This is a genomic window from Peristeroidobacter soli (genome assembly GCF_004138485.1).
Classification (GTDB): domain Bacteria; phylum Pseudomonadota; class Gammaproteobacteria; order Steroidobacterales; family Steroidobacteraceae; genus Steroidobacter; species Steroidobacter soli.
Map to the genome: position 1 here is coordinate 173,566 of NZ_RYEV01000008.1, position 21,922 is coordinate 195,487.

A 21,922-nucleotide genomic window follows, 5' to 3' on the forward strand; every position below is an offset into this window, starting at 1 on the left:
ATGGACGATAGAGCAGAGCCCGCTCGATCGACGGAAAGTGTGGCACGTCGCCGCGCTGAATCGCAGGCACGGACGCGGCGTTACGTCAGCCGCATCACGCGCAATACGCTGGCCGTGATCATGGCCGGCGGGCGTGGCGAGCGCCTGAAGCATCTCACCGACTTCCGCTGCAAGCCGGCCACGCCGTTCGGCGGCAAGTTCCGCATCATCGACTTCGTGCTGTCGAACTGCGTGAATTCCGGCATCCGCCGTATCCAGGTGATGACCCAGTACAAATCGCATTCGCTGATTCAGCACATCCAGCGCGGCTGGGGCTACCTGCGCGGCGAGTTCGGCGAGTTCGTCGAAATCATCCCGGCGCAGCAGCAGATGGGCGATTCGTGGTACCGCGGCACCGCCGACTCGTTGTACCAGAACCTGCAGATCATCAAGCTGCACAACCCCAAGCACATCCTGGTGCTGGCCGGCGATCACATCTACAAGATGGACTACGGCGTCATGCTGGCATCGCATGTGGCGAAGCGCGCCGATATCACGGTCGGCGTGGTCGAAGTGCCGCGCGAGCAGGCGACCGCGTTCGGCGTGATGAGCGTCGATCCGGAATACCGGATCACCAAGTTCTCCGAAAAGCCCAGGGAGCCGGAGGGCATTCCGGGGCGCGAGCACATGGCGCTCGGCTCCATGGGCATCTATGTGTTCAAGGCCAGCCTGTTGTATCGATTGCTCGAGGAGCAGGCCCAACGTCCGGGCACGTCCCACGACTTCGGCAAGAACATCATTCCCACCGCGCTCCATACTCACAAAGTGATCGCGTATCCATTCACGGACAACGAGACGCGCGTTCAGCATTACTGGCGCGATGTCGGCACCGTGGATGCTTTCTATGACGCCAACATGGAGCTGATCCACGTCAACCCCGAGCTGAATATCTACGACGAGCAGTGGCCGATCTGGACCTATCAGCGCCAGTATCCACCCGCGAAGTTCGTACTCGACGAGCCGGGGCGCCAGGGCATGGCGGTGAACTCCATGGTGTCCGGCGGCTGCATCATCTCCGGCGCCACGGTGAATCAATCGTTGTTGTTCTCGAACGTACGCATCGACGAACGCAGCTACATCGAGCGTGCGGTGATCTTCCCCGACGTGAAGATCGGCGCCGGCTGTGTCATCAAGCGGGCCATCGTCGACACCGGCGGCGTGGTGCCTCCCGGTACCCAGATCGGCGTCAATCGCGAGGAGGATGCCCGCCGGTTCTATATGAGCGAGCAAGGCGTCGCGCTGGTGACGCGGGATATGCTGGCGCGGTTGGGGTGAGGGTCTGCGTCACATAATCCGGGCGCCGGCGTCTGCTATTCTTCGGCCCTTCTTTCTGGGGGCTCAAATGAACAAGCTGGTCGCCCGTTGCTTGCTGATTCTCGCGCTGGCCGTCGGCATCAACGGCTGTAGCGCCCTGCGCCCCGACCTGAAGGCACCGCGGCTCGCGCTGATCGCCGTGGCGATGACCTCGGGCGACGTTTTCAATCAGCAGTTCCTGATCCGTATGAACGTCGAGAACCCGAACGATCGCGACCTGCCGATCAAGGGCCTGGACTACAAGGTGTTCCTGGAAGGCGACGGTTTTGCCGAGGGCAAGTTGAACAAGCCGTTCGTGATACCGGCCAACGGCGAGATCGACTTCGACATGACGGTGAAGACCAACTTCGTCAGCGGCGTCGGCCGCCTGCTGTCCCGGCTGAACGGTCGCACTCAGGTGAATTACTCGATCGAGGGCGATCTGCTGACCGACATCCGGTTCCTGAAGAAGATTCCGTTCGAGGAGACCGGCAGCGTCAATCTGGCGACCATGCGCCCGAACTAGGGCCTGTTAACACTCATTGGATGGGCTGCGACGAGCTATTGCGGTTCAGGGCTAGGCGCGACGACCGCCGTGTACTCTCCGTACATAAGGGAGGAGTAACGACGGCCTGAACCGCAATAGCTCGTCCCATCTAAGGATATTTATTCATTAAATGGGTTGCGCCTCGAATCGCCCACAGCTGCGTTACAAAGCTTGCCCATATCGACATATGGGCTGCGCTTTGTGCCTTGCTGCAGGCGATTGGAGGCGCAACGCAGCCCATCCAATGAGTGTTAACAGGCCCTAGTCCCACTTGCCGGTGAGCTCGCGATACAGCTTCACGTACTCGCCGGTCTGACGGTCCCAGGAGAAGTCCTGCGCCATGCCGTTGCGCATGAGCTGGGTCCAGCCGTCCTGATCCTTGAAGAAGTCGAGCGCGGTGTGAATGGCCCACTCTACCGCCGGCACATCGAAATCGTTGAACACGATGCCCGTGCCCTGGCGCGTCGCCGGGTCCCACATCTGCACCGAGTCCGCCAGGCCGCCGGTGCGCCGGACGATCGGCGCGGTGCCGTACTTCAGGCTATACATTTGGTTGAGCCCGCAGGGCTCGTACTGCGACGGCATCAGGAACATGTCGCTCGCCGCTTCGATCAGGTGTGACAGTTCTTCGCTGTAGCCGCGATGGAACACCACGCGATCGGGGAAGCGCTGTTGCAGCTGAACGAAGAAGTTCTCGTAATGCGCCTCACCGCTGCCGAGCGCGACCAGGCTCAGGTCGCGCGTCTCGAGAATGTAGGGCAACGAGTCGAACAGCAGATCGAAACCCTTCTGCACCGTCATGCGAGAGACCACGCCCATCATCGGCGTGCTGTCGCTGACGGAAAGATTCATCCAGTCGAGCAACGAGCGCTTGGTGGCGCGCTTGCCCGACAGATCCTCGGGCGAGAAGTGATGTTTCAAATAGCGGTCGGTGCCGGGATTCCACTCGCTGTAGTCGACGCCATTCAAGATGCCGACGACGCCGTCGGCGCGTGAACGCAGTACACCGTCGAGACCGTGACCGCCGATCGGCGTGCAAATCTCCTTTGCATACGTCGGGCTCACTGTCGTGACCCGATGCGCGTGACGCACGCCTTCGCGCAGCCAGTTGAAAGGCCCGCCGGCCAATGTTTCGGGCGCGACCAGATAATTCACATCGCCGCCGACGTCGTAGGTCGTGCCGGCCGGGAAAATGCCTTGATAGCCGATGTTATGAATCGACAGCACCGAGCGGGTTGCCGAGAACAGGCTGTCCCACGCATACACGCTCTTGAGCATCATCGGCATGAGCGCGGTGTGCCAGTCGTTACAGTGCAGGATGTCCGGCGCGAACTGCATGCGCTGGCAGGCGTCGAGCGTCGCTCGTTGCAACACCAGGAAACGCAGATGCTCATCCGGGCTCAGCGTATAGATCGAGGGCCGATCGTAAACTTCCGGACAGTGCACCAGATACAGAGGCACGGTGGAGTTCGGCAGCCGGGATTCGAGAATCGTGAATGTATAGCGATGCGCACCCAGCGACAGCGACACGTCGCGCGCGGCCGCCATCGGAGGCGCGTCTTGTAACGCGCCGTGGCTCATGCCCGAGTACAGCGGCATGAACACACGCACGTCGTGACCCAACGCATGCAGATGACGCGGCAGGACGCCGGCGACGTCGGCGAGCCCGCCGGTCTTGGCCAGCGGCGCGATTTCGGAGGCGACGAAACAGATCTTCAGCGGCATGCGTCAGGACTTGTCGGCGTCGCTATCGGGCGCTTTGCCACCGGTCTTGCCCTTCGAGGTGTTGGTGGTGGGCGGAGTGTCGCGGCTCGGTTCGCGAGGCGGTGCGAATGTCGACAGCAACGTCTCCTGCATCTTGGCCCACAGTTCCAGGTTCTGTCGAGCGAGCTCGGCGAGCGGATTCGGCGCGCCGCTTGCCGGGCCCATGGTCCGGTTCAACTGCTGCTGCATGACTTCCTGTTGACGGATGAATGTCTCGACGCTCTTCTCCAGATAGCTGCTGAAGTAGCTCTGCATCGAGTTGCCATAAAACCGGATCATGGATTCGAGCAATGACGTCGAAAGGATGGGGCGGCCGAATTGTTCCTGGTCCGCGATCACCTGCAGCAGCACGAGGCGCGTGATGTCCTCATTGCTTTTGTCCTCGATCACCTTGACGCGCGTACCGGCGATCACCATGTCGCGGATGTCGTCGATCGTGATATGACGACTCTGCGCGGCGTCGTACAGGCGCCGGTTCGCATATTTTTTGATCAGTCGTTCTTCGCTCATGCTCAGCTCGACAGGCTCATCGCGCGCTCCGGCATGGGATGGAGGCCGGCTACTGTAGCGACGTGCATTTGGCGGTGCAACAGACTATGCACCAAGGCGGGCAATCCACGCCGAGACCATTGATAATGCCCTGTCGACGAATGGCGGGAAGCGGCAATGACCGAGTCGAAAAACGACGGATCCGACTGGATCCAGGCCTGGATCCAGCAACAGCGCGAGCAATTGCGCCGTGCCGGCATGCCCGGCGCGGATGCAGCAAGCGGCGAAAAATCCGCGGGCGGTCCGGATCAATACCGCGATCTCGGCATGCGCTGGCTGGAAGCGGGTCAAGCCTATTTGCAGGGATGGCAGCAGTTCGCGCAACGAAGCGCCGGTGGTTCCGCTGCTGGCGAGACGCCGCTGAAGTTCGGTGAGGAGATGCTCAACGCGTGGCAAGGCACGTGGGCCGGCGCCGCCTCGGCGGGCGAAGGTGCCACTCGTCAATTTGCCGACCTGATCTCACGCTTGCCCGCGCTGGGTCTGGCGCGCGAGCAGACCGAAGCATGGCGTGAGCTGCTGGCTGCGCAAGCCGAGTATCAACACCTGGAGCAAGAGCTGCGCACGGTGTGGGCCAAGGTGCAGACCGAAGCATTGGTCATGGTGGAGGCGGCGATCCGCGAGCGTCGCGCGAAGCAAGACGCCATGCCTGGCATCGAGGACTATCGCGAGCTGTACAACTTGTGGGTGGAGTGCGGCGAGAAAGTGTTCGCGCAGGTGGCGCACAGCGAGTCGTACTGCAAACTGCAGGCGCAGCTCGGCAATGCGGCCATTCGTTTGAAGTTGCGTCAGCAGGCCGTGCTGGAACGCGCGTTGAAACATTTCGATTTGCCGACGCGCTCCGAGTTGAACACGGTCCACAAGCAGATGCGCGAGTTGCGCGAGCGGGTCGCCACGCTGGAAGCGCAATTGGCCGCGGCGCGTGGGGAGGAACGATCATGAGCGAGTCCACGCCAGGCTCGGCGGAGCTTGCGGCTGTCACCAACGATTTCATGCGGCGCATGTCGCAAGGCCTCGCAGCGCTCGCGAACGCCGGTGATGTGACCATTGGCAGCTCCGCCAAAGACGCGGTCTTCACTGAAGACAAAGTCACGTTGTATCGCTATCGGCCCTCGGAAGTGGTGGCGCCCGAGAATCGGGTGCGCACACCGCTGCTGATCAGCTACGCACTGGTCAACCGGCCGTACATGATGGATCTGCAGACCGATCGCTCGCTGATCCGCGGTCTGTTGCAGCGAGGTGTCGATGTCTATCTCATCGACTGGGGTTACCCCGACGGCGCCGATCGCTATCTGGCGCTGGAAGACTATGTGTTGCGCTATCTGCCGCACTGTGTGGATTTCGTGCGCCAGGCCAGCCAGCAGGATCGAATCAATCTGCTCGGGGTCTGTCAGGGCGGCACCATGACATTGTGTTACGCGGCGTTGCATCCGCAGCGGCTGCGCAATCTGATCACGATGGTGACGCCGGTGGATTTTCACACGCCGGAGAATCTGCTGACCAAGTGGGCGAAACACGTGGACGTCGACGCGCTGGTCGCGGCCACCGGCAATGTTTCGGGCGACGCGCTCAATGCGTTGTTCGTGAGCCTGATGCCGTTCCGGCTCAACAGTCAGAAGTATGTCGACCTGTTGCATCAGCTCAACGATCCCGACACCAGTGGCGCTGCGCTGGAGAATTTCCTGCGCATGGAGAAATGGATCTTCGACAGTCCGGATCAGGCCGGCGAAATGTTCCGGCAGTTTCTGACCCTGTTCGTCAAACAGAACCGGCTCAAGGACGGCACGCTGGAAGTGGGCGGCCGCAAGGTGGATCTGAAACAGATCACCATGCCGCTGCTGAACATCTACGCCATGCAGGATCACCTGGTGCCGCCGTCCGCCAGCAAGCCGCTGGGCGAGCTGACCGGCAGTTCCGACTACAGCACGCACGAGTTCCAAGGCGGTCACATCGGCATTTATGTGAGCGGCACCGCGCAGCGACAGATACCGGACAGGATTGCCGGCTGGCTGCGCGAGCGGGACCGCTCTTAGACGGACCCGCGTCATCTCCAAAGTAAGAGAATCGTCACATGCCAAAGGGTTGTTGACGCCGTTTCGGCTGGCGCGCAATCTGCCGCTCCTCCCCAATACCAAGTAGCTCCGTCATGATCTACGACAACATTCTCGGCACCATCGGCCGTACCCCCATCGTCAAAATCAACCGCCTCGCGCCGGCGAACGTCACGCTGTACGCCAAGTGCGAGTTCTTCAATCCGATGTCGTCGGTCAAGGATCGTCTGGCCATTGCCATCATCGAGGACGCGGAGCGTCGGGGTACGTTGCAGGCGGGCCAGACCGTGGTCGAAGCCACCTCGGGCAACACCGGCATCGCGCTGGCGATGGTGTGCGCCGCCAAGGGGTATCCGTTCGTCGCGGTCATGGCCGAGACGTTCTCGGTGGAGCGTCGCAAGATCATGCGGCTGCTCGGCGCCAAGGTCATTCTCACGCCGGCCGCCGAGCGCGGCTCGGGCATGGTGCGCAAGGCGAAGGAGCTGGCCGAGAAGCACGGCTGGTTCCTGGCCCGCCAGTTCGAGAACCCGGCCAATCCCGACTATCACCGCAACACCACCGGCCCCGAGATCCTCAGCGACTTCGCCGGCCGCCGGTTGGATTTCTGGGTCACGGGCTGGGGCACGGGCGGCACGCTCACGGGCGCAGGCGAAATGATCAAGAAGGCGCGTCCCGACGTGCGCGTCATTGCGGCCGAGCCGGCGTCGGCGTCGCTGCTCGCCGGTGCCGAGTTCAAGCCTCACAAGATTCAGGGCTGGACGCCGGACTTCGTGCCGGGCGTGCTGAATCGCCAGGTCGCCGACGAGATCCTGACGGTCACCGATGACGAGGCCATTCAGACCTCGCGTCAGCTCGCGGCGAAGGAAGGCATTTTCTGCGGCATTTCCGCCGGCGGCACGATCGCGGCGGCATTGAAGGTGGCGCAGAAGGCGCCGCAGGGGTCGGTCATCCTGGCGATGCTGCCGGACACCGCCGAGCGCTATCTGTCGACCGCGCTGTTCGAGGGAATCCCCGACGCGTCGGACGCCGAGCCCACACTCTGATTTGTGCGTCCGAATCAGGCCTCCGCCACCGGTGGTGGCGGGGTCTGAAACATTAATTTGACGTCAGCTGGAGCCCGCCCCGCGGTTCAAATTTCTGAATCGCGGGCGCGCGCCCTTCGTTTTGCGAATCTTTGCAACGTTTGCAATGAGTCGCTCGAATTTTCGCATGATCGTCGCGGAGACAAGCCGCACCGCAGCTGGGAGAATGGCTCGCTCTGCTGGCTGACAACTCCGTGGCGGATTTCGTGAATCGCAATAGCATCGTGGCGGTGGCGCTGGCCGTAGTGCTCGGCGCTGGCGCTTGGTATTACTTCGGACGCTCCGACTCCGGCTCGGGCCAGGCTCCCGGCGGCCGGCCGGCCGGTGCGCGTGAAGTGCCGGTTATGACGGCTCAACCCAAGCTCAAGGACTTCGCGCTCGAAGTCGAAGCGCTCGGTACCGTGCGTGCCAAGGAATCGGTCGACATCACCGCCAAGATCGCCGACCGCGTCACCGCGATCCGCTTCGAGGAAGGCAAGCAAGTCAGCAAGGGCGACGTGCTGGTCGAGCTCGACAATGCCGAAGCGCTCGCCGATCTCGCCGCCGCCGAAGCCGCCGAGCGCGACAGCCGCAGCCAGTTCAAGCGCAGTCAGGAGCTGTTCCAGACCAAGGCTCTGTCCGAGGCGCAGCTCGATCAGCTCGAAGCCACCATGCTGTCGAATCAAGCCAAAGTGGCCGCGGCCCGCTCGCGCGTCAAGGATCGCCTCATCACCGCGCCGTTCAACGGTCGCGTCGGTCTGCGCAATGTGAGTCTGGGTGGATTGGTGAGCCCCGGCGGCGTCATCACCACGCTCGACGATCTGAGCATCGTGAAGCTCGATTTCGCCGTGCCCGAGTTGTTTCTTTCCAGCCTGAAGCCCGGCCTGACCGTCGAGGCGCAGAGCAACGCCTATCCGAACACGACCTTCAAAGGACGCGTCGACAGCGTCGATACGCGCGTCGATCCCACCACGCGCGCTGTCGTCGTGCGCGCGCTGATCGACAACCGCGACGGCCGGCTGCGGCCCGGCATGTTCATGACGCTTCGTCTGGTGCGTTCCGAAGGCAAGGCGCTGATGCTGCCCGAAACGGCCATCGTGCCCGAGGACAGCAAGCACTTCGTCTTCATCGTCGCGGACGGCCGCGCTCAACAACGTGAAGTCACGATTGGCCGGCGCCGTCCGGGCGAAGTCGAGATCCTCAAGGGTGTGACCGACCAGGACATGGTGGTCATCGACGGCACCTTGAACGTGCACAATGGCACGCCGGTGGTGTCGCGCTCCGAAGCTCAGCCTCAGGCCGCGTCATGATCCTTTCGGAAATCTCGGTTCGCCGCCCCGTATTCGCGATGGTGGTGAGCCTGTTGCTGACCATCATCGGCCTGATGGCGCTGAGCCGGCTCACGGTGCGTGAGACGCCGAACGTGCAGCCGCCGGTCGTCAGTATCGACACGGTGTATCGAGGCGCTTCGGCCGCGGTCATCGAATCGAAGATCACCCAGATGATCGAGAACCAGATCGCCGGCCTGGAAGGGGTCGAGACGCTGCGTTCCTCGAGCTTCGACGAGCGCTCGCGCATCACCATCGAGTTCGCGCTGGATCGCGACATCGAATCGGCGGCGAACGACGTGCGCGATCGCGTCTCACGCGTCGTACAGCAGTTGCCCCAGGAGGCCGATCAGCCACAGGTCTCGAAGGTCGATACGTCCTCGGAGCCGGTGATGTGGCTGGCATTGACCAGCCTCTCGCGCACGCAACTGGAATTGACCGATTACGCCGATCGTTATCTGGTGGATCGGATGTCCGTGGTGCCGGGTGTTGCGTCCATTCGTATCGGCGGCGAGCGTCGCTACGCGATGCGGGTGTGGCTGGATCGCAAAGCGCTGGCCGCGCGTCAGATGACCGTACAGGACATCGAAGATTCGTTGCGACAGGAGAACGTCGAGCTGCCGGCGGGTCGTATCGAATCGCTGGAACGCGAATTCACGTTGCGTACCGACACCGGCTTCCGCACGCCGGAGGATTTTCGTCAGCTCGTGGTCGGTCGCGGCGGCGACGGCTATCTGGTGCGGCTCGGTGAGGTCGCGAACGTCGAAGTTGCAGCGGAAGACCTGCGTTCGATCGCGCGCACCGATGGCAAGCCGGGCGTGAGCCTCGGCATCGTTCCTCAATCCACCGCCAACGTGCTCGATGTTTCCAAGGGCGTGTACGCGGAAATGGCCGAGGTGCAGAAGACGCTGCCGAGCGATCTGAAGCTCGATATCAGCATCGACGACTCGATCTTCGTCAGCAAATCGATCTACGAAGTGGAGCACGCGCTGGTTACGGCGCTGTTGCTGGTGCTGGTCGTGATCTATCTATTCCTCGGCACGTTGCGCGCCACCATCATTCCGGTGGTGACGATTCCGGTGTCCATCATCGCCGCGTGTATCGTCATGGCGATCGCCGGCTTCTCGGTCAACGTGCTGACGCTGCTCGGCGCGGTGCTCGCTATCGGTCTGGTGGTCGACGACGCCATCGTCGTGCTCGAGAACATCGTGCGCCGGATGGAGCTGGGCGAGGCGCCGTTGCTCGCGGCTGTGGACGGCAGTCGTGAGATCGGCTTCGCGGTCATTGCCACCACGCTGGTGCTGATGGCGGTGTTCCTGCCGATCTCGTTCATTCCCGGCAACGTCGGCCGGTTGTTCGGCGAGTTCGGCATCACCATCGCGGCGGCCATCGGCATCTCGGCGCTGGTGTCGCTGACCCTGGTGCCGATGCTGAGCTCGAAGATTTTCGCCAAGGGCATCGTGCGTGGCCGGGTGGCGCATGCCGTCGACCGGTTCTTCCAGTGGCTGTCGAGGGTGTACGAGATCACGTTGCGTCGAGCGCTGGCGGCACCGCTGGTGGTGGTCGTGGCGGGCGCGCTCGCCTTCGGTCTCGCGTTTGTCTTGTTCAAGGATCTGCCATCCGAATACACGCCTAGCGAAGATCGTCAGCGCGTGTTCATCCGGCTCACGGCGCCTGAAGGCGCGAGTCTGCAGTATCTCGATCGTTACCTGCGTCAGGTGGAAGAGGTGGTGCTGGAGGAAGTGGAGCGCGGCAACGTGCGTCGCTTCAACTCTCGCGCCCCGAGCTTCGGTGGCGGCACCGACATGAACTCGGGCTTCGTGTCCTTGAACCTCAGTGAATGGGGCGAGCGCGAGGAGTCGGCGCAGCAGATCGCCGCTCGCATGCGCAAGCGGTTGTCCAACCTGATCGGTGTGCGCGTCAACGTCGGCATGCCCGGTGGATTGGGCATTCGCGGCTCAGGCATTCCTGTGCAAGTGGTGCTCGGCGGCAGCGATTACGAGGAGCTGGCCAAGTGGCGCGACACCATTCTCGCCAAGGCTTCCGAGAATCCCGGCCTCACCAACCTCGATTCGGATTTCTACGCGCGCAAGCCGCAGATTCGCGTGATGGTCGATCGCAATCGCGCCGGCGACCTCGGCGTGTCGCTGAACGCGGTGGGCCGAACGTTGGAAACGATGATGGGCTCGCGCATCGTCACGACGTATCTGGATCGTGGCGAACAGTACAACGTGATCCTGCAGGCCAAGGATACGGACCGCGCGACGACCAGCGATCTCAACAACATCTACGTGCGCTCGGCAACGACACGCCAGCTGGTGCCGCTGTCGAATCTCGTGACCATCGAAGAGACGGCCGGCCCGACCGAGTTGAAGCGCTTCGATCGACTGCGCTCGATCACGATCTCCGCCAACCTCACGCCGGGCTACTCGTTGGGCGAGGCGCTCGACTACATGGAGAGCCTGATTCGCACCGAGCTGCCGGCGCACGCGGTGATCAATTACGACGGCGAGTCGCGCGAGTTCAAACGCTCGGGCGATGCGTTGTATGTGACGTTCATGCTGGCGCTGCTGATCGTGTTCCTGGTGCTGGCCGCGCAGTTCGAAAGCTTCCGCCACCCGCTGATCATCATGATGACCGTGCCGCTCGCTGTGGCGGGCGCGTTGCTGGGCCTATGGTTTACGGATCGATCCATCAACGTGTACAGCCAGATCGGCTGCATCATGCTCATCGGACTCGCGGCCAAGAACGGCATCTTGATCGTGGAGTTCGCCAACCAGCTGCGCGACCGCGGTGTGGACTTCCTCGACTCCATCATCGAATCGTCGGCGATCCGGTTGCGCCCGGTGCTGATGACCAGCCTGTGTACCGTGTTCGGCGCGGTGCCGCTGTTGATCGCATCCGGTGCCGGCGCGGAAAGCCGCAGCACCATCGGTTCAGTGATCGTCTACGGCGTGACGTTCTCGTTGTTGTTGACGCTGTACGTGGTGCCGGTCGTCTACGCGTTCGTCGCCCGAAACACGAAGTCCCCGGAGTACATCAGCCACATGATCGAGAAGTTGCGCGCCACGACGGGGTCAAAGCCCGCTACGCCTCCGCCAACGGAATCAAACGTAACTTAGTACAACCCGCCAAGGAATGAAGTGAACGCGGCGGTAACCCGCCTCAGGCACAGGGATGTGCCCGCCGCCGTCTGGCGGCGGCGAGCGGCAAAAAGTCACGCCTTTTTGCCAGTCTCGCGCGACGGCTCGTGGCAGGGACTGCCCGATGCCTAGCCCGAAAAGAAGAGCCGGTAGGCTGCAACACATACCGGCTCGGTGTCCCAGAGCGGCTCACAACCACTCTCGCAGGAGGACGGTATATGAGACCACGGCAGATACCCCGCGTTCCCTAAATATTTTGTAATTCGGAAATACATTTTTGGAATGGAAGTCGCACCGTTCCGACCCTGTCTTGTCGCATTAATTAGGAAAATTAACCGATCGGTTGGGGCCCATCGGCGCCGGCCGCAGGGCGGGCATTGCTAGAATGCCGGCTTTGGCCGGTTGGCCCCGTCGGGGCCGCCTGAAACTCGGATCGCGCCATGGCTTTGACGCCCTATCAACAACTCGAACAGGAATTCCGGCGCCTGCACGCCTTTCGCAGCGCTGCCAGCCTGTTGCGCTGGGATTCCGCCGTAATGATGCCTCGGGGCAGCTCCGAGCTGCGGGGCGAACAGCTCGCCGTGCTGGAGACCGAGAGTCACTCGCTGGTGAGCTCGCCGCGGGTCTCCCGGCTGCTCGATCGCGCGGAGGCCAACCTGCAGGGGCTGGAGGATTGGCAACAAGCCAACCTCAAGGAAATGCGCAGGGAGCGCGACCACGCCATCGCCACTCCGCAGAACCTGGTGTCGCGGCTTGCTAAAGCGACGGCGCGGGCCGAGATCAAATGGATCGAGGCCCGGCAGAAGAGCGACTTCTCCTTGTTCGCGCCGCATCTGGAAGAAGTGGCGGCCCTGGTGCGGAACAAGGCCGACCTGCTCGGCAAGGCGCTCAAGCTCGATCCCTACGACGCCTTGCTGGATGAATTCAGCCCGGGCATGACCGCGGCCGAGATCGACGGCATCTTTACGACGCTGGGCCGACGTCTGCCGGGCCTGATCCAGGAAGCCATCGACACCCAGGCCAAACATGCGCCGCTGGAAATCACCGGGCGGTTCTCGGCCAGCAAGCAGCGGCACCTGGCGACCGAGCTGATGAAGACCATGGGCTTCCCGTTCGATCGCGGCCGGCTCGATGAAAGCGAGCATCCGTTCACCGGCGGCATTCCCGGCGACATCCGTATCACGACCCGTTTCAATCCCGCCGATCCGCTGACCGGGTTGATGGGCGTGCTGCACGAGACCGGTCACGCCATGTACGACGTCGGTCTGCCGGAACAGTGGCGCGGCCAGCCGGTGGGGCGCGATCGCGGCATGGCCATGCAGGAGAGTCAGTCGCTGCTGCTGGAGATGCTCATCTGCAGGAACCGGCCGTTCCTGCGTTATATGAAGCCGCTGATGGAAAAGGCCTTCGGGGTCGCAGGTCCCGAGTGGGAAGTCGAGAATCTGTATCGGCTGTTGACGCGCGTTCGTCGCAGCCTGATTCGCGTCGATGCCGACGAGGTCACCTATCTGGTGCACATCCTGCTGCGCTATGAGTTGGAGCAGGAGATCCTGAAGGGCGAGTTGAAGATTCGCGATCTGCCCGAAGCCTGGAACACCCGCATGGGCGACCGGCTCGGCGTGCAGCCCGCGAACGACGCCGAAGGCTGTCTGCAGGACGTGCATTGGGCGGTGGGTTCGTTTGGATATTTCCCCTCGTACGCCATCGGCGCCGTGATCGCCGGCCAGCTGTATGAGAGCCTGCGCTCCGATCGGCCGCAGCTCGATGAGGAAATCGCCGCGGGCCAATTCGGGGGATTGTTCGACTGGTTGCGGCAGAATGTGCATGCGCTGGCCGCGAGCGTCAGCACTCCCGAGCTGATTCGCAACGCCACCGGCAAGCCGCTGTCCGCCGCCTCCTGGCTGCGCTATATCGAAGGCAAGTACCTGGAACTCTGAGCATGTGGGCCGCCCCTGACACTTCGAACAACTTCAAGCGCCTGCAGGCCCGGCTGCGCAGCCAGGCCGGCAAGGCCATCGAAGATTTCCGCATGATCGAGGCGGGCGACAAGGTGATGGTGTGCCTGTCGGGCGGCAAGGATTCCTATACCTTGCTGGACATCCTGATGTCGCTCCAGCGCAGCGCGCCGGTCGAGTTCAGCCTGCTCGCGGTCAACCTGGATCAGAAACAGCCGGGCTTTCCCGAACACGTGCTGCCCGAGTATCTGAAGGCGCTCGGTGTGCCGTTTCATATCATCGAGCAGGACACGTACAGCGTCGTCAAACGCGTCATTCCCGAAGGCAAGACCATGTGCGGGCTGTGCTCGCGGCTGCGGCGTGGCGCCTTGTATCGATTCGCGGCGGAGAACGGCGTCACCAAAATCGCGCTCGGCCATCATCGCGACGACATCGTCGAAACGCTGTTCCTGAACATGTTCTTCGGCGGCAAGCTCAAGGCCATGCCGCCCAAGCTGCACTCGGAAGATGGACGTCACATCGTGATTCGTCCGCTGGCCTACATTCCCGAGGCCGACATCGAACGTTATGCGCGCGTCCGGGAGTTTCCGTTGATTCCGTGCTCGCTGTGCGGCTCGCAGGAGAACATGCAGCGGGTCGAGATCAAGAAGATGCTGCGCGAGTGGGAACGTCAATATCCCGGCCGCACCGAAACCATCTTCTCCAGTCTGCGCAACGTGGTGCCCTCGCACCTCGCCGACCCGGTGCGTCACGACTTCAACCAGCGACCGACCCCGAAAGACGGGGCCACGAACGATCCCAGGGAGTTGTTTGAGTGAGCCAGCAATACATCGTGTTCTCGCACGGTCAGGACGGCGAGCCCTGGGGCACGAAGATCGTCGCCATGGCCGAGGTGGCGAAGAAACATGGCCTGACGGTGGAGTCGGTGGACTATCGCGGCATGGCCGATCCGGCGGTGCGCGTCGCCAGGCTGCTCGAAGTCTGCAAGAAGCTGCCCGGTGAGTTGCTGCTCGTCGGTTCGAGCCTGGGCGCGCATGTATGCACGACCGTATCGACTCAGGTTCTGACGCGGGGCCTGTTCCTGCTGGCGCCGGCGTTCTTCATGCCGGGCTACGAAAAATACACGCCCGCGCCGCCGGCCTGTCCGGTGGACATCGTGCACGGCTGGAACGACGACATCGTCCCGGTGGAGAACAGTATCCGCTACGCGCGCCAGTACAAGAGCGCGCTGCATATTCTCGATTCGGATCACCGGCTGTCGGCCAACGTGGCCGACGTCTGCGCATTGCTGGACAACTTCCTGCGGCGGGTGCTGGTCAACGCCTGAGCCTGCGCCTCCTGCTACTATTCGCTCCGCATCGTGGCGGAGTCGAACAACGGGAGTTTCCCCATGACCAACAAGAGCAGGAATTGCAGCGTGCTGTCGCTGGCGCTCGTGGCGTCATTGCTCGCCGCCTGCGGGTCGGAGCAGAAACCCACCGAGCCGTCGCCGGTGAAGGACACGGCGTTCGGCGACATGGCCGGCACCGTCGACAAGGCGCGGGCCGTCGAAGGCCAGGTTCAGGACAGCAAGGCCGCCATCGACCGCGCACTCGATCAGAACGAGAACTCGACCGCTCAGTAACGCGGCGCCCTAACGATGGCTGATTTTTCCGGACTCAAGGGACTCTGGCTTGGCCTGCTGCGCGCACCCGTTTCGGTGTGGGCGCGGCCGCATGTGTTGCCGGAAGACTTGCGTGCCCGCTACGCGCAGCGTGAGCGACCGATTTGTTATGTGCTGAATGAGTCCGCGGGCGCCGACCTCGTCGTGCTCGAAAAGGTCTGTGCCGCGCATGGCTTGCCGGCGCCGTCGCAAGCGTTGAAGAAGCCGCTGCCGTCCGAGTCGGTGCTGTTCCTGGAGCGGCGCGCCGGCTTCTGGGGCGATCGCACCGACTATCGCATTTCCGATTCGATGCGCTCACTGGTGGCGGCGGCGTTCGACGATCCCTCGCTCGATGTCGATTTGATTCCGGTCACGGTCCTGTGGGGCCGCGCGCCGAATCGCAAGGACTCGTGGCTGCGCATTCTGCTGTCCGAGAACTGGGAACGGGTCGGGCGCTTCCGTCGCATGCTGTCGCTGATGGTCAACGGTCGCAATCTGTTCGTTCAGTTCGGCGAGCCGGTGTCGTTGCGCGCGGCCGTGAACGAAGGCACCGACAGGGAACGCACCGTCCGGCGACTCACTCGCACCTTGCGTCTGATGCTGGCACGGCAACGTGCGGCGACCCTCGGGCCGGATCTGTCGCATCGACGGACCATGGCGACGCAAGTGTTGCGCGCCGGCGCCGTGCGTCGCGCGATGGCCGATGAAATGCGCTCCAAGAAAATCTCCCGGCGCGAAGCGTTGAAGCTGGCGCAGGATTATGTGTGGGAGATCGCCGCCAACTATTCGCACATCTTCGTGGCCTTCATGGCCAAGGGGCTGAGCTGGTTCTGGACGCGGCTCTACGACGGCGTCGAGCTGCATCATGTCGAGCAGTTGCAGAAGGTGATCGACGGCAACGAAGTGATTTACGTGCCGTGTCACCGCAGTCACATCGACTATCTGCTGCTGTCCTACGTCATCTATTACAAGGGTTACGCGATCCCGCACATCGCGGCCGGCATCAACTTGAACATGGCCGGCGTCGGGCGCTTCCTGCGCAAGGGCGGCGCGTTCTTCATGCGTCGCAGTTTCAAGGGCAACGCGCTGTACACCATGGTATTCATGAAATACCTGGGCCTGATGATGGCGCGCGGCCACTCCATCGAATATTTCATCGAGGGCGGACGCAGCCGTACCGGCCGCTTGCTACAGCCCAAGACCGGCATGCTGTCGATGACGTTGCGCAGCTACTTGCGCGATCCGCGGCGGCCCATCGTGTTCCTGCCGGTGTACTTCGGCTACGAGCGCTTGATCGAAGGCAAGACCTACATCAACGAAATGCTCGGCAAGCCGAAGGAGAAGGAATCCATCTTCACCATGCTGCGGACATTGCCGGCGCTGCGTAAACGCTTCGGCAAGGTGCATGTGAGCTTCGGCGAGGCGATCCATCTCAACGAGATCCTGAAGCGTCACGATCCGGAGAATCGTCACATCACCGAGAAACAGGAACGGCCGGCGTGGCTGTCCCAGGCGGTCGACGAGCTGGCGACGCGCATCATGACCAACATCAACAGCGCCGCCTGCGTGGCGCCGATGAACCTGATCGCGACGGCGTTGCTCGCGACCCCGAAGCAGTCGATGTTGGAAAGCGACCTGGCGCGTCAGTTCGAGTTGTATGCATCGCTGCTGAGGCAGGCGCCGTATTCGCCGCTGGTGTGGGTCACGGAAAGCGATGGCGCATCGATCGTGCGCCATGGCGAGCGCATGGGGGTGATTCAGCGTCTGAAGCATCAGCTCGGCGACGTCATGCAGATGACGGAAGAGAACTCGGTGCTGATGACGTACTTCCGGAACAACGTGCTGCATCTGATGGCGATGCCGTCGCTGATCGCGTGCTGTTTCCTGAACAATCGCACCATGCGCACGGAAGACATTCAGCGTCTGATGTGGCGCATTTATCCGTACGTGAGAGACGAGCTGTTCCTGCGCTGGACCGAGGCGGAGATGACCGCCGTGACGCTGGATACGCTCGACGACCTGGCGAATCACGGCTTGCTCGAATCGGTGGAAGCGGGTGCGCAGTGGCGGCGTCCGCCGACGGGCTCGGCCGAGGCCGTGCAGCTGTCGAATCTCGCGCAGGTGACGGTGCAGATCATCGAGCGCTACTACCTGGTGATCGCCGTGCTGTTGAAACATGGCAGCGGCCGCATCAGCCAGGACGCGCTCGAATCGCAATGCCAGCTCATGGCGCAGCGGATGTCGCTGCTGTACGAGCTCAACTCGCCGGAGTTCCACGACAAGACGCTGTTCAAGAACTTCATCGATCTGTTACGGGGTCGCAACGTGCTCGGCGTGAATGCCGAAGGGCGTCTGACCTACACGGATATGCTGCCGGCGGTCGCCGATGATGCGCAACTGGTGCTGCACGAGCAGATCCGAAACAGCGTCCTGCAGGTGACGCATCGCTGATCCGGCCTCTGGCCGGATCTGTCCGGGCCCGGTAGGCTTCGACGGGTCTGTCGCTGGCGGTTCCCGTGTCATGAATATTTCCAGGCTGTTGCTCGCGCTCGCTGTGTTCATCGGTTGGGGCGCGCGCGCCGACATCATTCTCTCCACGCCGCATGCGCAGGTCGTTGCTGGCGTGCCATTGCAGCTGGAGCTGACGATCACCAACAGCGATTCGCAGCCGCTGCTCGTGGATTTGCCCGCACAGCTGCATGTGCGCTTCGAAACGCCCACCGGGCTGTCGGTCATCGAGATGACGCCGGAGCGCAGCGGTCGCATCGAAGTCGCGTCCGGCGGCTTTACACGAATGAAGTTGCAGGGTGCATTGCCGCCGGACGTCGAGGGCGTGGCGACGCTGGTGCCGACCGGGCTGGCGTCGAACTCGGTGGCGTTGCAAATTCTGCCGCCGACGCCCAATAGCGGTGCGGTCGCGGCCAATGAGAGCACCCAGACCGTCAAGCCTGAACAGCAGACGTACACGACGGCGCTGGTCGACAAGCCGCCGCCGCTGTCCGTGTCGGTGTACGAACCGGTTTATTTCATCGTCGGCGGCGATGGCGGTCTGAACGCGAAGTTTCAGATCAGCCTGCGCTATCGATTGTTCGACGGTAACGGTCCGCTGGCCAAGCGCCTGCCCTGGATCGATGACCTGTATCTTTCCTATTCGCAGACCTCGCTGTGGGATCTGGGCGACCTGTCCAAGCCCTTCAAGGACTCGAGCTACCGGCCTCGGCTGTTCTATTCCAATAACGATCTGACGCGCCTGTTCGACGGGCAATTGCGTCTCGGCGTGGAGAGCGGCTTCGGTCACGAGTCCAACGGCAAGGAAGGCGAGGACTCGCGCAGCTTCAACATGTTCTACGTGCGGCCCATCCTCACCTTCGGCGACCCCGCCGGCCTGCGTCTGTACGCCGCGCCGCTGATCCACAACTACATCGCGGCCGACGAGAATCCCGACATCGCGGACTATCGCGGTTATGTCGATTGGGTGCTGGGCTTCGGTGCCAAGGGCGGTCTGGATTTCTGGACCACGCTGCGCAAGGGCAAGCGCAGTAACTACGGCAGCATGGAGCTGAATGTTTCCTATCCGCTGTCCAAGCTGAGCGGCGGCGACCTCACCGGCTGGCTGACCTTGCAGTACTTCAATGGCTACGGCGAAAGCCTGCTGGACTACAATCGCAAGCTGGATTCACAGTTGCGATTGGGGATCGCGGTGGCGCTGTAGGAGCGGTCGATGAAACGGATCTTTGCGCTCATTGTTTGTCTGCTGGCGCTGGGCGCGCACGCGGCGGCGGATATGTTGTCGCCCGAGCAGTTCACGGAGGAGTTCCGAGCGGCATTGGCGGGGGCGCTGCCGGGCCAGGCCGTCAAGGTGGTGGAACCGCTGCAGATCAACGTCAAGAGGCCGGATGGCGAGGAGGCCACGGCGTTTCTCGACAACGCCTACAACGAATATTCGGGCGCGCCCGCAGCCAAGGCACAGGTGATCGCCAAGTACCTGGCGTCATTCGTGGAGACGGCTCAGGGACCGCGGCCGCTGAATCCGGAGCGGATCGTGCCGGTGGTCAAGGATCGCGCCTGGCTGAAAAATGTCGGCGGTTCCAAGGCGAAGAGCAAGCAGGTGATCGAGGACCTGAATGCCGATCTCGTCGTGATCTACGCGGAGGACGGTCCGCAGAACATTCGCTATTTCTCGGCGGAGGATCTGGACAAGGCCGGCGTGCAGCGGCCGGCGCTGCGTGAGCTGGCGATCGCCAACCTCCGACGCCTCCTGCCCCCGCCGGAGGCCGTGAAGGGGCCGCAGATTTCCATGATGACCGCGGGCCAGGACTACGTGTCGAGCCTGTTGTTGCTGGATGAAATCTGGAACGGCGACAAGCTCGACGTCGAGGGTGAAATCGTCATCGCCATTCCGACTCGCGACGTGCTGCTGTTCACGGGTTCCGACAACAAAGACGGCGTGAAGAAGCTGCGCGAGCTCGCCCGGAAAGCGCATGCCGACGGGCCGTATTCACTCACCGATCGTTTGTTTGTTTATCGCAGCGGCAGGTTCGAGCGCTTCTAGAACGGGTCACCAGTCGTGGCTGACTTTCCGGCCTTTCTTCACGTCGCTGCGTTTCTGTTTGCCTTCCAGCCGCCGTTCCTTGGACGCGCGGGTCGGCTTGGTCGCCTTGCGGATGCGAGGCTCGATGCGGGCCTGGGCGATCATCTCGCCCAGACGTTCCAGCGCGTCGCGCTTGTTGTGTTCCTGGGTCCGGAAGCGCTGCGCACTGAGGACGATCACGTCGTCGCTGGTGAGCCGGCGGCCGGCGAGGGTGCGCAGACGAACGCGGACTCGCTCGGGCAACGCGGGCCAGAGTTTCAGATCACAACGCAGTTGAGCCGCGGTGGCGACCTTGTTGACGTTCTGTCCGCCGGGACCGCCGGAGCGGATGAAGCGCAGCTCGATGGCTTCCTCCGGAATGCCCAGCTCGTTCTCGAGCGCCATGGTCAGACGTCGCGCGCGACCGGGCCGCGCTCGCGCATTTCGATGACGACTTCGCGCTGGGCGACCGGAATGATGATGTCGTTCGCCTTGAACAGGCGCCAGATCGAGCGATTCACCTCGGAGCGGATGTTGTTCACGCCTTCCTGGGGATCGGCGATCCAGAAGCGCAGCTCCAGATCGAAGCCGTAATCGTTGAAGCCCATCATGCGCGACACCGGCTTGGGGTCGCGCAGGATGCGAGGCTGATCTTCGGCCGCCTTGAGCAACAGCTCCAGCGCCTTTTCCGGGTCGCATTTGTAACTGACCCGCACCGGCAATTTGAGTCGCACGCGCGGATCCGTGTAACTCCAATTGATGACGGGACTGGTGATCAGATTCTGGTTCGGGACCAGGGTCTCGACACCGTCGCGATCGCGCACGACGACGTAACGGCCGCGCAGCTCCTGCACCCAGCCGAAGCCCTCGGTGCTGGTGCCCGTGGTGCCGGTGAAGCTGATGACGTCGCCGGGTTTGATGGAGCGGTCCATCAACAGCACGAAGCCGCTGACGAAATTCGCGGTAATGGCCTGCAGACCGAAGCCCAGGCCGATGCCGATCGCGCCGGTGAAAATGTTCAGCGTGGTGAGATCGAGGCCGGCGGCGTTCAGGCCCAGCAGAATCGACAGGCCGATCAGAAACGCCTGCGTGAACTTGGCGATGCCGATGCGCATGCTGAGCGCGAGGCCCTGCATGGACATCAGCCGCCGCTCGAACCAGCGCGCGATCCACACCGCGACCAGGATGAACGCGCCGACGGTGAACAGGATCTTGATCACCGACCACAGCGTGATGCGCTTGTTGCCGGCGTTTATGCCGACGCTGTCGAACGCCTGCACCAGCGGATCGAACCAGCCCAGCACGTGCAGCGCCAGCACGCTCCAGATTGCGAACGTGATGATGTTGCCCCAGCCCTTGGTGCGGTTGCCGAGGGAGACGCGCACGACATACACCGCGAAGCGGATCAGCAACAGCAAGCCGGACAGCGTGATCGCCAGATCGACCAGCTTGCTGTCGGCCTTCAGCGCATGCAGCGCCCCGCCAAACGCGGCGATCAGGACCAGGGCCGCCAGATGCGGGCTGGTGATCAGGAGCGCTTCGGTCAGGCGCGCCTGGAAACCCGTTTGCACGAGCGCGAGCTTGCCGCGCTCGGTATTGCGCACCTGACGGCCGAACCACCAGGCCACCAGAATGGCGATGGCGATCGCTGCCAGTTGCAGCAGCGACGTCGGAGTGAGCAGACCTTCCAGGGCCAGGCCTGCGTTATGCAGCAATTCCTGCATGAGTCAGGGGATCAAGCGTTGAGGTCGGGGATCAGCTCGCTTTCCAGGCGGGCGATCTGGTCCTTCAACATGAGTTTTCGTTTCTTGAGGCGGCGCAGTTGCACTTCGTTGACATACAGGTCCATCTGCAACCGGTGGATCACGTCGTCCAGGTCGCGATGCTCGATGCGTAACTCCCGCAGCCGCTCCAGGCGACGGAAAGTTTCAGTCTCAACGTTGTTTTCCGCTTCGCTCATCGGCGCGTACTTTAGCGCAAGCC

General features: G+C 62.7%; 18 protein-coding genes and 1 pseudogene. 14 read left to right on the forward strand and 5 right to left on the reverse strand.

What is annotated here, in order from left to right; all coding sequences use genetic code 11:
- The first annotated feature begins 39 nt into the window (after nucleotides 1-39).
- Entirely contained in the window at nucleotides 40-1,314 is a 1,275-nt protein-coding gene (gene glgC, locus EKO19_RS31965; RefSeq protein WP_246039007.1) for a glucose-1-phosphate adenylyltransferase, read from the forward strand.
- 67 nt (nucleotides 1,315-1,381) lie between these two features.
- The gene (locus EKO19_RS31970; RefSeq protein ID WP_129781486.1) at nucleotides 1,382-1,858 is read left to right on the forward strand and encodes an LEA/WHy family protein; all 477 of its coding nucleotides are present in this window, start codon (nucleotides 1,382-1,384) and stop codon (nucleotides 1,856-1,858) included.
- A gap of 282 nt (nucleotides 1,859-2,140) precedes the next feature.
- Here EKO19_RS31970 and EKO19_RS31975 read toward each other — a convergent pair whose 3' ends face one another.
- Together EKO19_RS31975 and phaR are read right to left on the reverse strand one after the other, a co-directional pair.
- The gene (locus tag EKO19_RS31975) at nucleotides 2,141-3,604 is read right to left on the reverse strand and encodes a glycogen synthase (RefSeq protein WP_129781487.1); all 1,464 of its coding nucleotides are present in this window, start codon (nucleotides 3,602-3,604) and stop codon (nucleotides 2,141-2,143) included.
- Nucleotides 3,605-3,607: 3 nt separating this feature from the next.
- Nucleotides 3,608-4,153, reverse strand: coding sequence for a polyhydroxyalkanoate synthesis repressor PhaR (gene phaR / locus EKO19_RS31980; RefSeq protein WP_129781488.1), 546 nt, complete (start codon nucleotides 4,151-4,153; stop codon nucleotides 3,608-3,610).
- A gap of 150 nt (nucleotides 4,154-4,303) precedes the next feature.
- On the opposite strand from phaR, the pseudogene EKO19_RS31985 reads away from it, so the two are divergent.
- The 12 genes and pseudogenes from EKO19_RS31985 to EKO19_RS32040 form a co-directional block, all read left to right on the forward strand.
- Nucleotides 4,304-5,131, forward strand: a pseudogene (locus tag EKO19_RS31985) (poly(R)-hydroxyalkanoic acid synthase subunit PhaE); the annotation flags it as partial.
- Nucleotides 5,128-6,222 carry a class III poly(R)-hydroxyalkanoic acid synthase subunit PhaC gene (gene phaC, locus EKO19_RS31990; protein WP_129781490.1) on the forward strand — a complete coding sequence of 365 codons (1,095 nt, stop codon included), beginning with the start codon at nucleotides 5,128-5,130 and terminating at the stop codon, nucleotides 6,220-6,222. The pseudogene EKO19_RS31985 and the gene phaC, both read left to right, overlap by 4 nt.
- A gap of 113 nt (nucleotides 6,223-6,335) precedes the next feature.
- Nucleotides 6,336-7,283 (forward strand): cysteine synthase A, encoded by a 948-nt coding sequence (gene cysK / locus EKO19_RS31995; RefSeq protein WP_129781491.1) that lies wholly within the window; start codon nucleotides 6,336-6,338, stop codon nucleotides 7,281-7,283.
- 245 nt (nucleotides 7,284-7,528) lie between these two features.
- Nucleotides 7,529-8,611, forward strand: coding sequence for an efflux RND transporter periplasmic adaptor subunit (locus tag EKO19_RS32000; protein ID WP_129781492.1), 1,083 nt, complete (start codon nucleotides 7,529-7,531; stop codon nucleotides 8,609-8,611).
- Nucleotides 8,608-11,751 carry an efflux RND transporter permease subunit gene (locus EKO19_RS32005; protein ID WP_129781493.1) on the forward strand — a complete coding sequence of 1,048 codons (3,144 nt, stop codon included), beginning with the start codon at nucleotides 8,608-8,610 and terminating at the stop codon, nucleotides 11,749-11,751. Before EKO19_RS32000 ends, EKO19_RS32005 begins: the two co-directional genes overlap by 4 nt.
- A gap of 461 nt (nucleotides 11,752-12,212) precedes the next feature.
- Nucleotides 12,213-13,709: a carboxypeptidase M32 gene (locus EKO19_RS32010; protein WP_217705745.1), complete on the forward strand. Its 1,497-nt coding sequence runs from the start codon at nucleotides 12,213-12,215 to the stop codon at nucleotides 13,707-13,709.
- A gap of 2 nt (nucleotides 13,710-13,711) precedes the next feature.
- Nucleotides 13,712-14,545 carry a tRNA 2-thiocytidine(32) synthetase TtcA gene (gene ttcA, locus EKO19_RS32015; RefSeq protein ID WP_129781494.1) on the forward strand — a complete coding sequence of 278 codons (834 nt, stop codon included), beginning with the start codon at nucleotides 13,712-13,714 and terminating at the stop codon, nucleotides 14,543-14,545.
- On the forward strand, nucleotides 14,542-15,054 hold the full coding sequence (locus EKO19_RS32020; RefSeq protein ID WP_129781495.1) for an alpha/beta hydrolase: 513 nt from the start codon (nucleotides 14,542-14,544) through the stop codon (nucleotides 15,052-15,054). The genes ttcA and EKO19_RS32020 overlap by 4 nt, the downstream gene beginning before the upstream one ends.
- 63 nt (nucleotides 15,055-15,117) lie before the next feature.
- On the forward strand, nucleotides 15,118-15,351 hold the full coding sequence (locus EKO19_RS32025) for a hypothetical protein (protein ID WP_129781496.1): 234 nt from the start codon (nucleotides 15,118-15,120) through the stop codon (nucleotides 15,349-15,351).
- Between the two features lie 15 nt (nucleotides 15,352-15,366).
- Nucleotides 15,367-17,820: a glycerol-3-phosphate 1-O-acyltransferase PlsB gene (gene plsB / locus EKO19_RS32030; RefSeq protein ID WP_129781497.1), complete on the forward strand. Its 2,454-nt coding sequence runs from the start codon at nucleotides 15,367-15,369 to the stop codon at nucleotides 17,818-17,820.
- 70 nt (nucleotides 17,821-17,890) lie between these two features.
- Nucleotides 17,891-19,081 carry a phospholipase A gene (locus tag EKO19_RS32035; protein WP_129781498.1) on the forward strand — a complete coding sequence of 397 codons (1,191 nt, stop codon included), beginning with the start codon at nucleotides 17,891-17,893 and terminating at the stop codon, nucleotides 19,079-19,081.
- Nucleotides 19,082-19,090: 9 nt separating this feature from the next.
- Entirely contained in the window at nucleotides 19,091-19,921 is an 831-nt protein-coding gene (locus EKO19_RS32040) for a DUF1444 family protein (RefSeq protein ID WP_129781499.1), read from the forward strand.
- A 6-nt stretch (nucleotides 19,922-19,927) separates the two neighbouring features.
- Here the strand turns inward: EKO19_RS32040 and arfB are convergent, their stop codons facing one another.
- The 3 genes from arfB to EKO19_RS32055 are packed head-to-tail and all read right to left on the reverse strand — an operon-like array spanning nucleotide 19,928 to nucleotide 21,899.
- Nucleotides 19,928-20,344 carry an alternative ribosome rescue aminoacyl-tRNA hydrolase ArfB gene (gene arfB, locus EKO19_RS32045; RefSeq protein WP_129781500.1) on the reverse strand — a complete coding sequence of 139 codons (417 nt, stop codon included), beginning with the start codon at nucleotides 20,342-20,344 and terminating at the stop codon, nucleotides 19,928-19,930.
- Between the two features lie 2 nt (nucleotides 20,345-20,346).
- Nucleotides 20,347-21,663, reverse strand: a complete 1,317-nt coding sequence (locus EKO19_RS32050; RefSeq protein WP_129781501.1) for a mechanosensitive ion channel family protein — start codon at nucleotides 21,661-21,663, stop codon at nucleotides 20,347-20,349.
- An 11-nt stretch (nucleotides 21,664-21,674) separates the two neighbouring features.
- The gene (locus tag EKO19_RS32055; RefSeq protein ID WP_116808299.1) at nucleotides 21,675-21,899 is read right to left on the reverse strand and encodes a YdcH family protein; all 225 of its coding nucleotides are present in this window, start codon (nucleotides 21,897-21,899) and stop codon (nucleotides 21,675-21,677) included.
- Nucleotides 21,900-21,922: the final 23 nt, after the last annotated feature.

Bases quoted from the DNA above. Each gene is read 5' to 3' on its own strand.
- plsB (WP_129781497.1), top strand. From the start codon at position 15,367: ATGGCTGATTTTTCCGGACTCAAGGGACTCTGGCTTGGCCTGCTGCGC.
- EKO19_RS31975 (WP_129781487.1), bottom strand. From the start codon at position 3,604: ATGCCGCTGAAGATCTGTTTCGTCGCCTCCGAAATCGCGCCGCTGGCC.
- EKO19_RS32025 (WP_129781496.1), top strand. From the start codon at position 15,118: ATGACCAACAAGAGCAGGAATTGCAGCGTGCTGTCGCTGGCGCTCGTG.
- EKO19_RS32035 (WP_129781498.1), top strand. From the start codon at position 17,891: ATGAATATTTCCAGGCTGTTGCTCGCGCTCGCTGTGTTCATCGGTTGG.
- arfB (WP_129781500.1), bottom strand. From the start codon at position 20,344: ATGGCGCTCGAGAACGAGCTGGGCATTCCGGAGGAAGCCATCGAGCTG.
- EKO19_RS31970 (WP_129781486.1), top strand. From the start codon at position 1,382: ATGAACAAGCTGGTCGCCCGTTGCTTGCTGATTCTCGCGCTGGCCGTC.
- phaC (WP_129781490.1), top strand. From the start codon at position 5,128: ATGAGCGAGTCCACGCCAGGCTCGGCGGAGCTTGCGGCTGTCACCAAC.
- EKO19_RS32050 (WP_129781501.1), bottom strand. From the start codon at position 21,663: ATGCAGGAATTGCTGCATAACGCAGGCCTGGCCCTGGAAGGTCTGCTC.
- ttcA (WP_129781494.1), top strand. From the start codon at position 13,712: ATGTGGGCCGCCCCTGACACTTCGAACAACTTCAAGCGCCTGCAGGCC.
- EKO19_RS32010 (WP_217705745.1), top strand. From the start codon at position 12,213: ATGGCTTTGACGCCCTATCAACAACTCGAACAGGAATTCCGGCGCCTG.
- phaR (WP_129781488.1), bottom strand. From the start codon at position 4,153: ATGAGCGAAGAACGACTGATCAAAAAATATGCGAACCGGCGCCTGTAC.
- EKO19_RS32055 (WP_116808299.1), bottom strand. From the start codon at position 21,899: ATGAGCGAAGCGGAAAACAACGTTGAGACTGAAACTTTCCGTCGCCTG.
- EKO19_RS32005 (WP_129781493.1), top strand. From the start codon at position 8,608: ATGATCCTTTCGGAAATCTCGGTTCGCCGCCCCGTATTCGCGATGGTG.
- EKO19_RS32040 (WP_129781499.1), top strand. From the start codon at position 19,091: ATGAAACGGATCTTTGCGCTCATTGTTTGTCTGCTGGCGCTGGGCGCG.
- cysK (WP_129781491.1), top strand. From the start codon at position 6,336: ATGATCTACGACAACATTCTCGGCACCATCGGCCGTACCCCCATCGTC.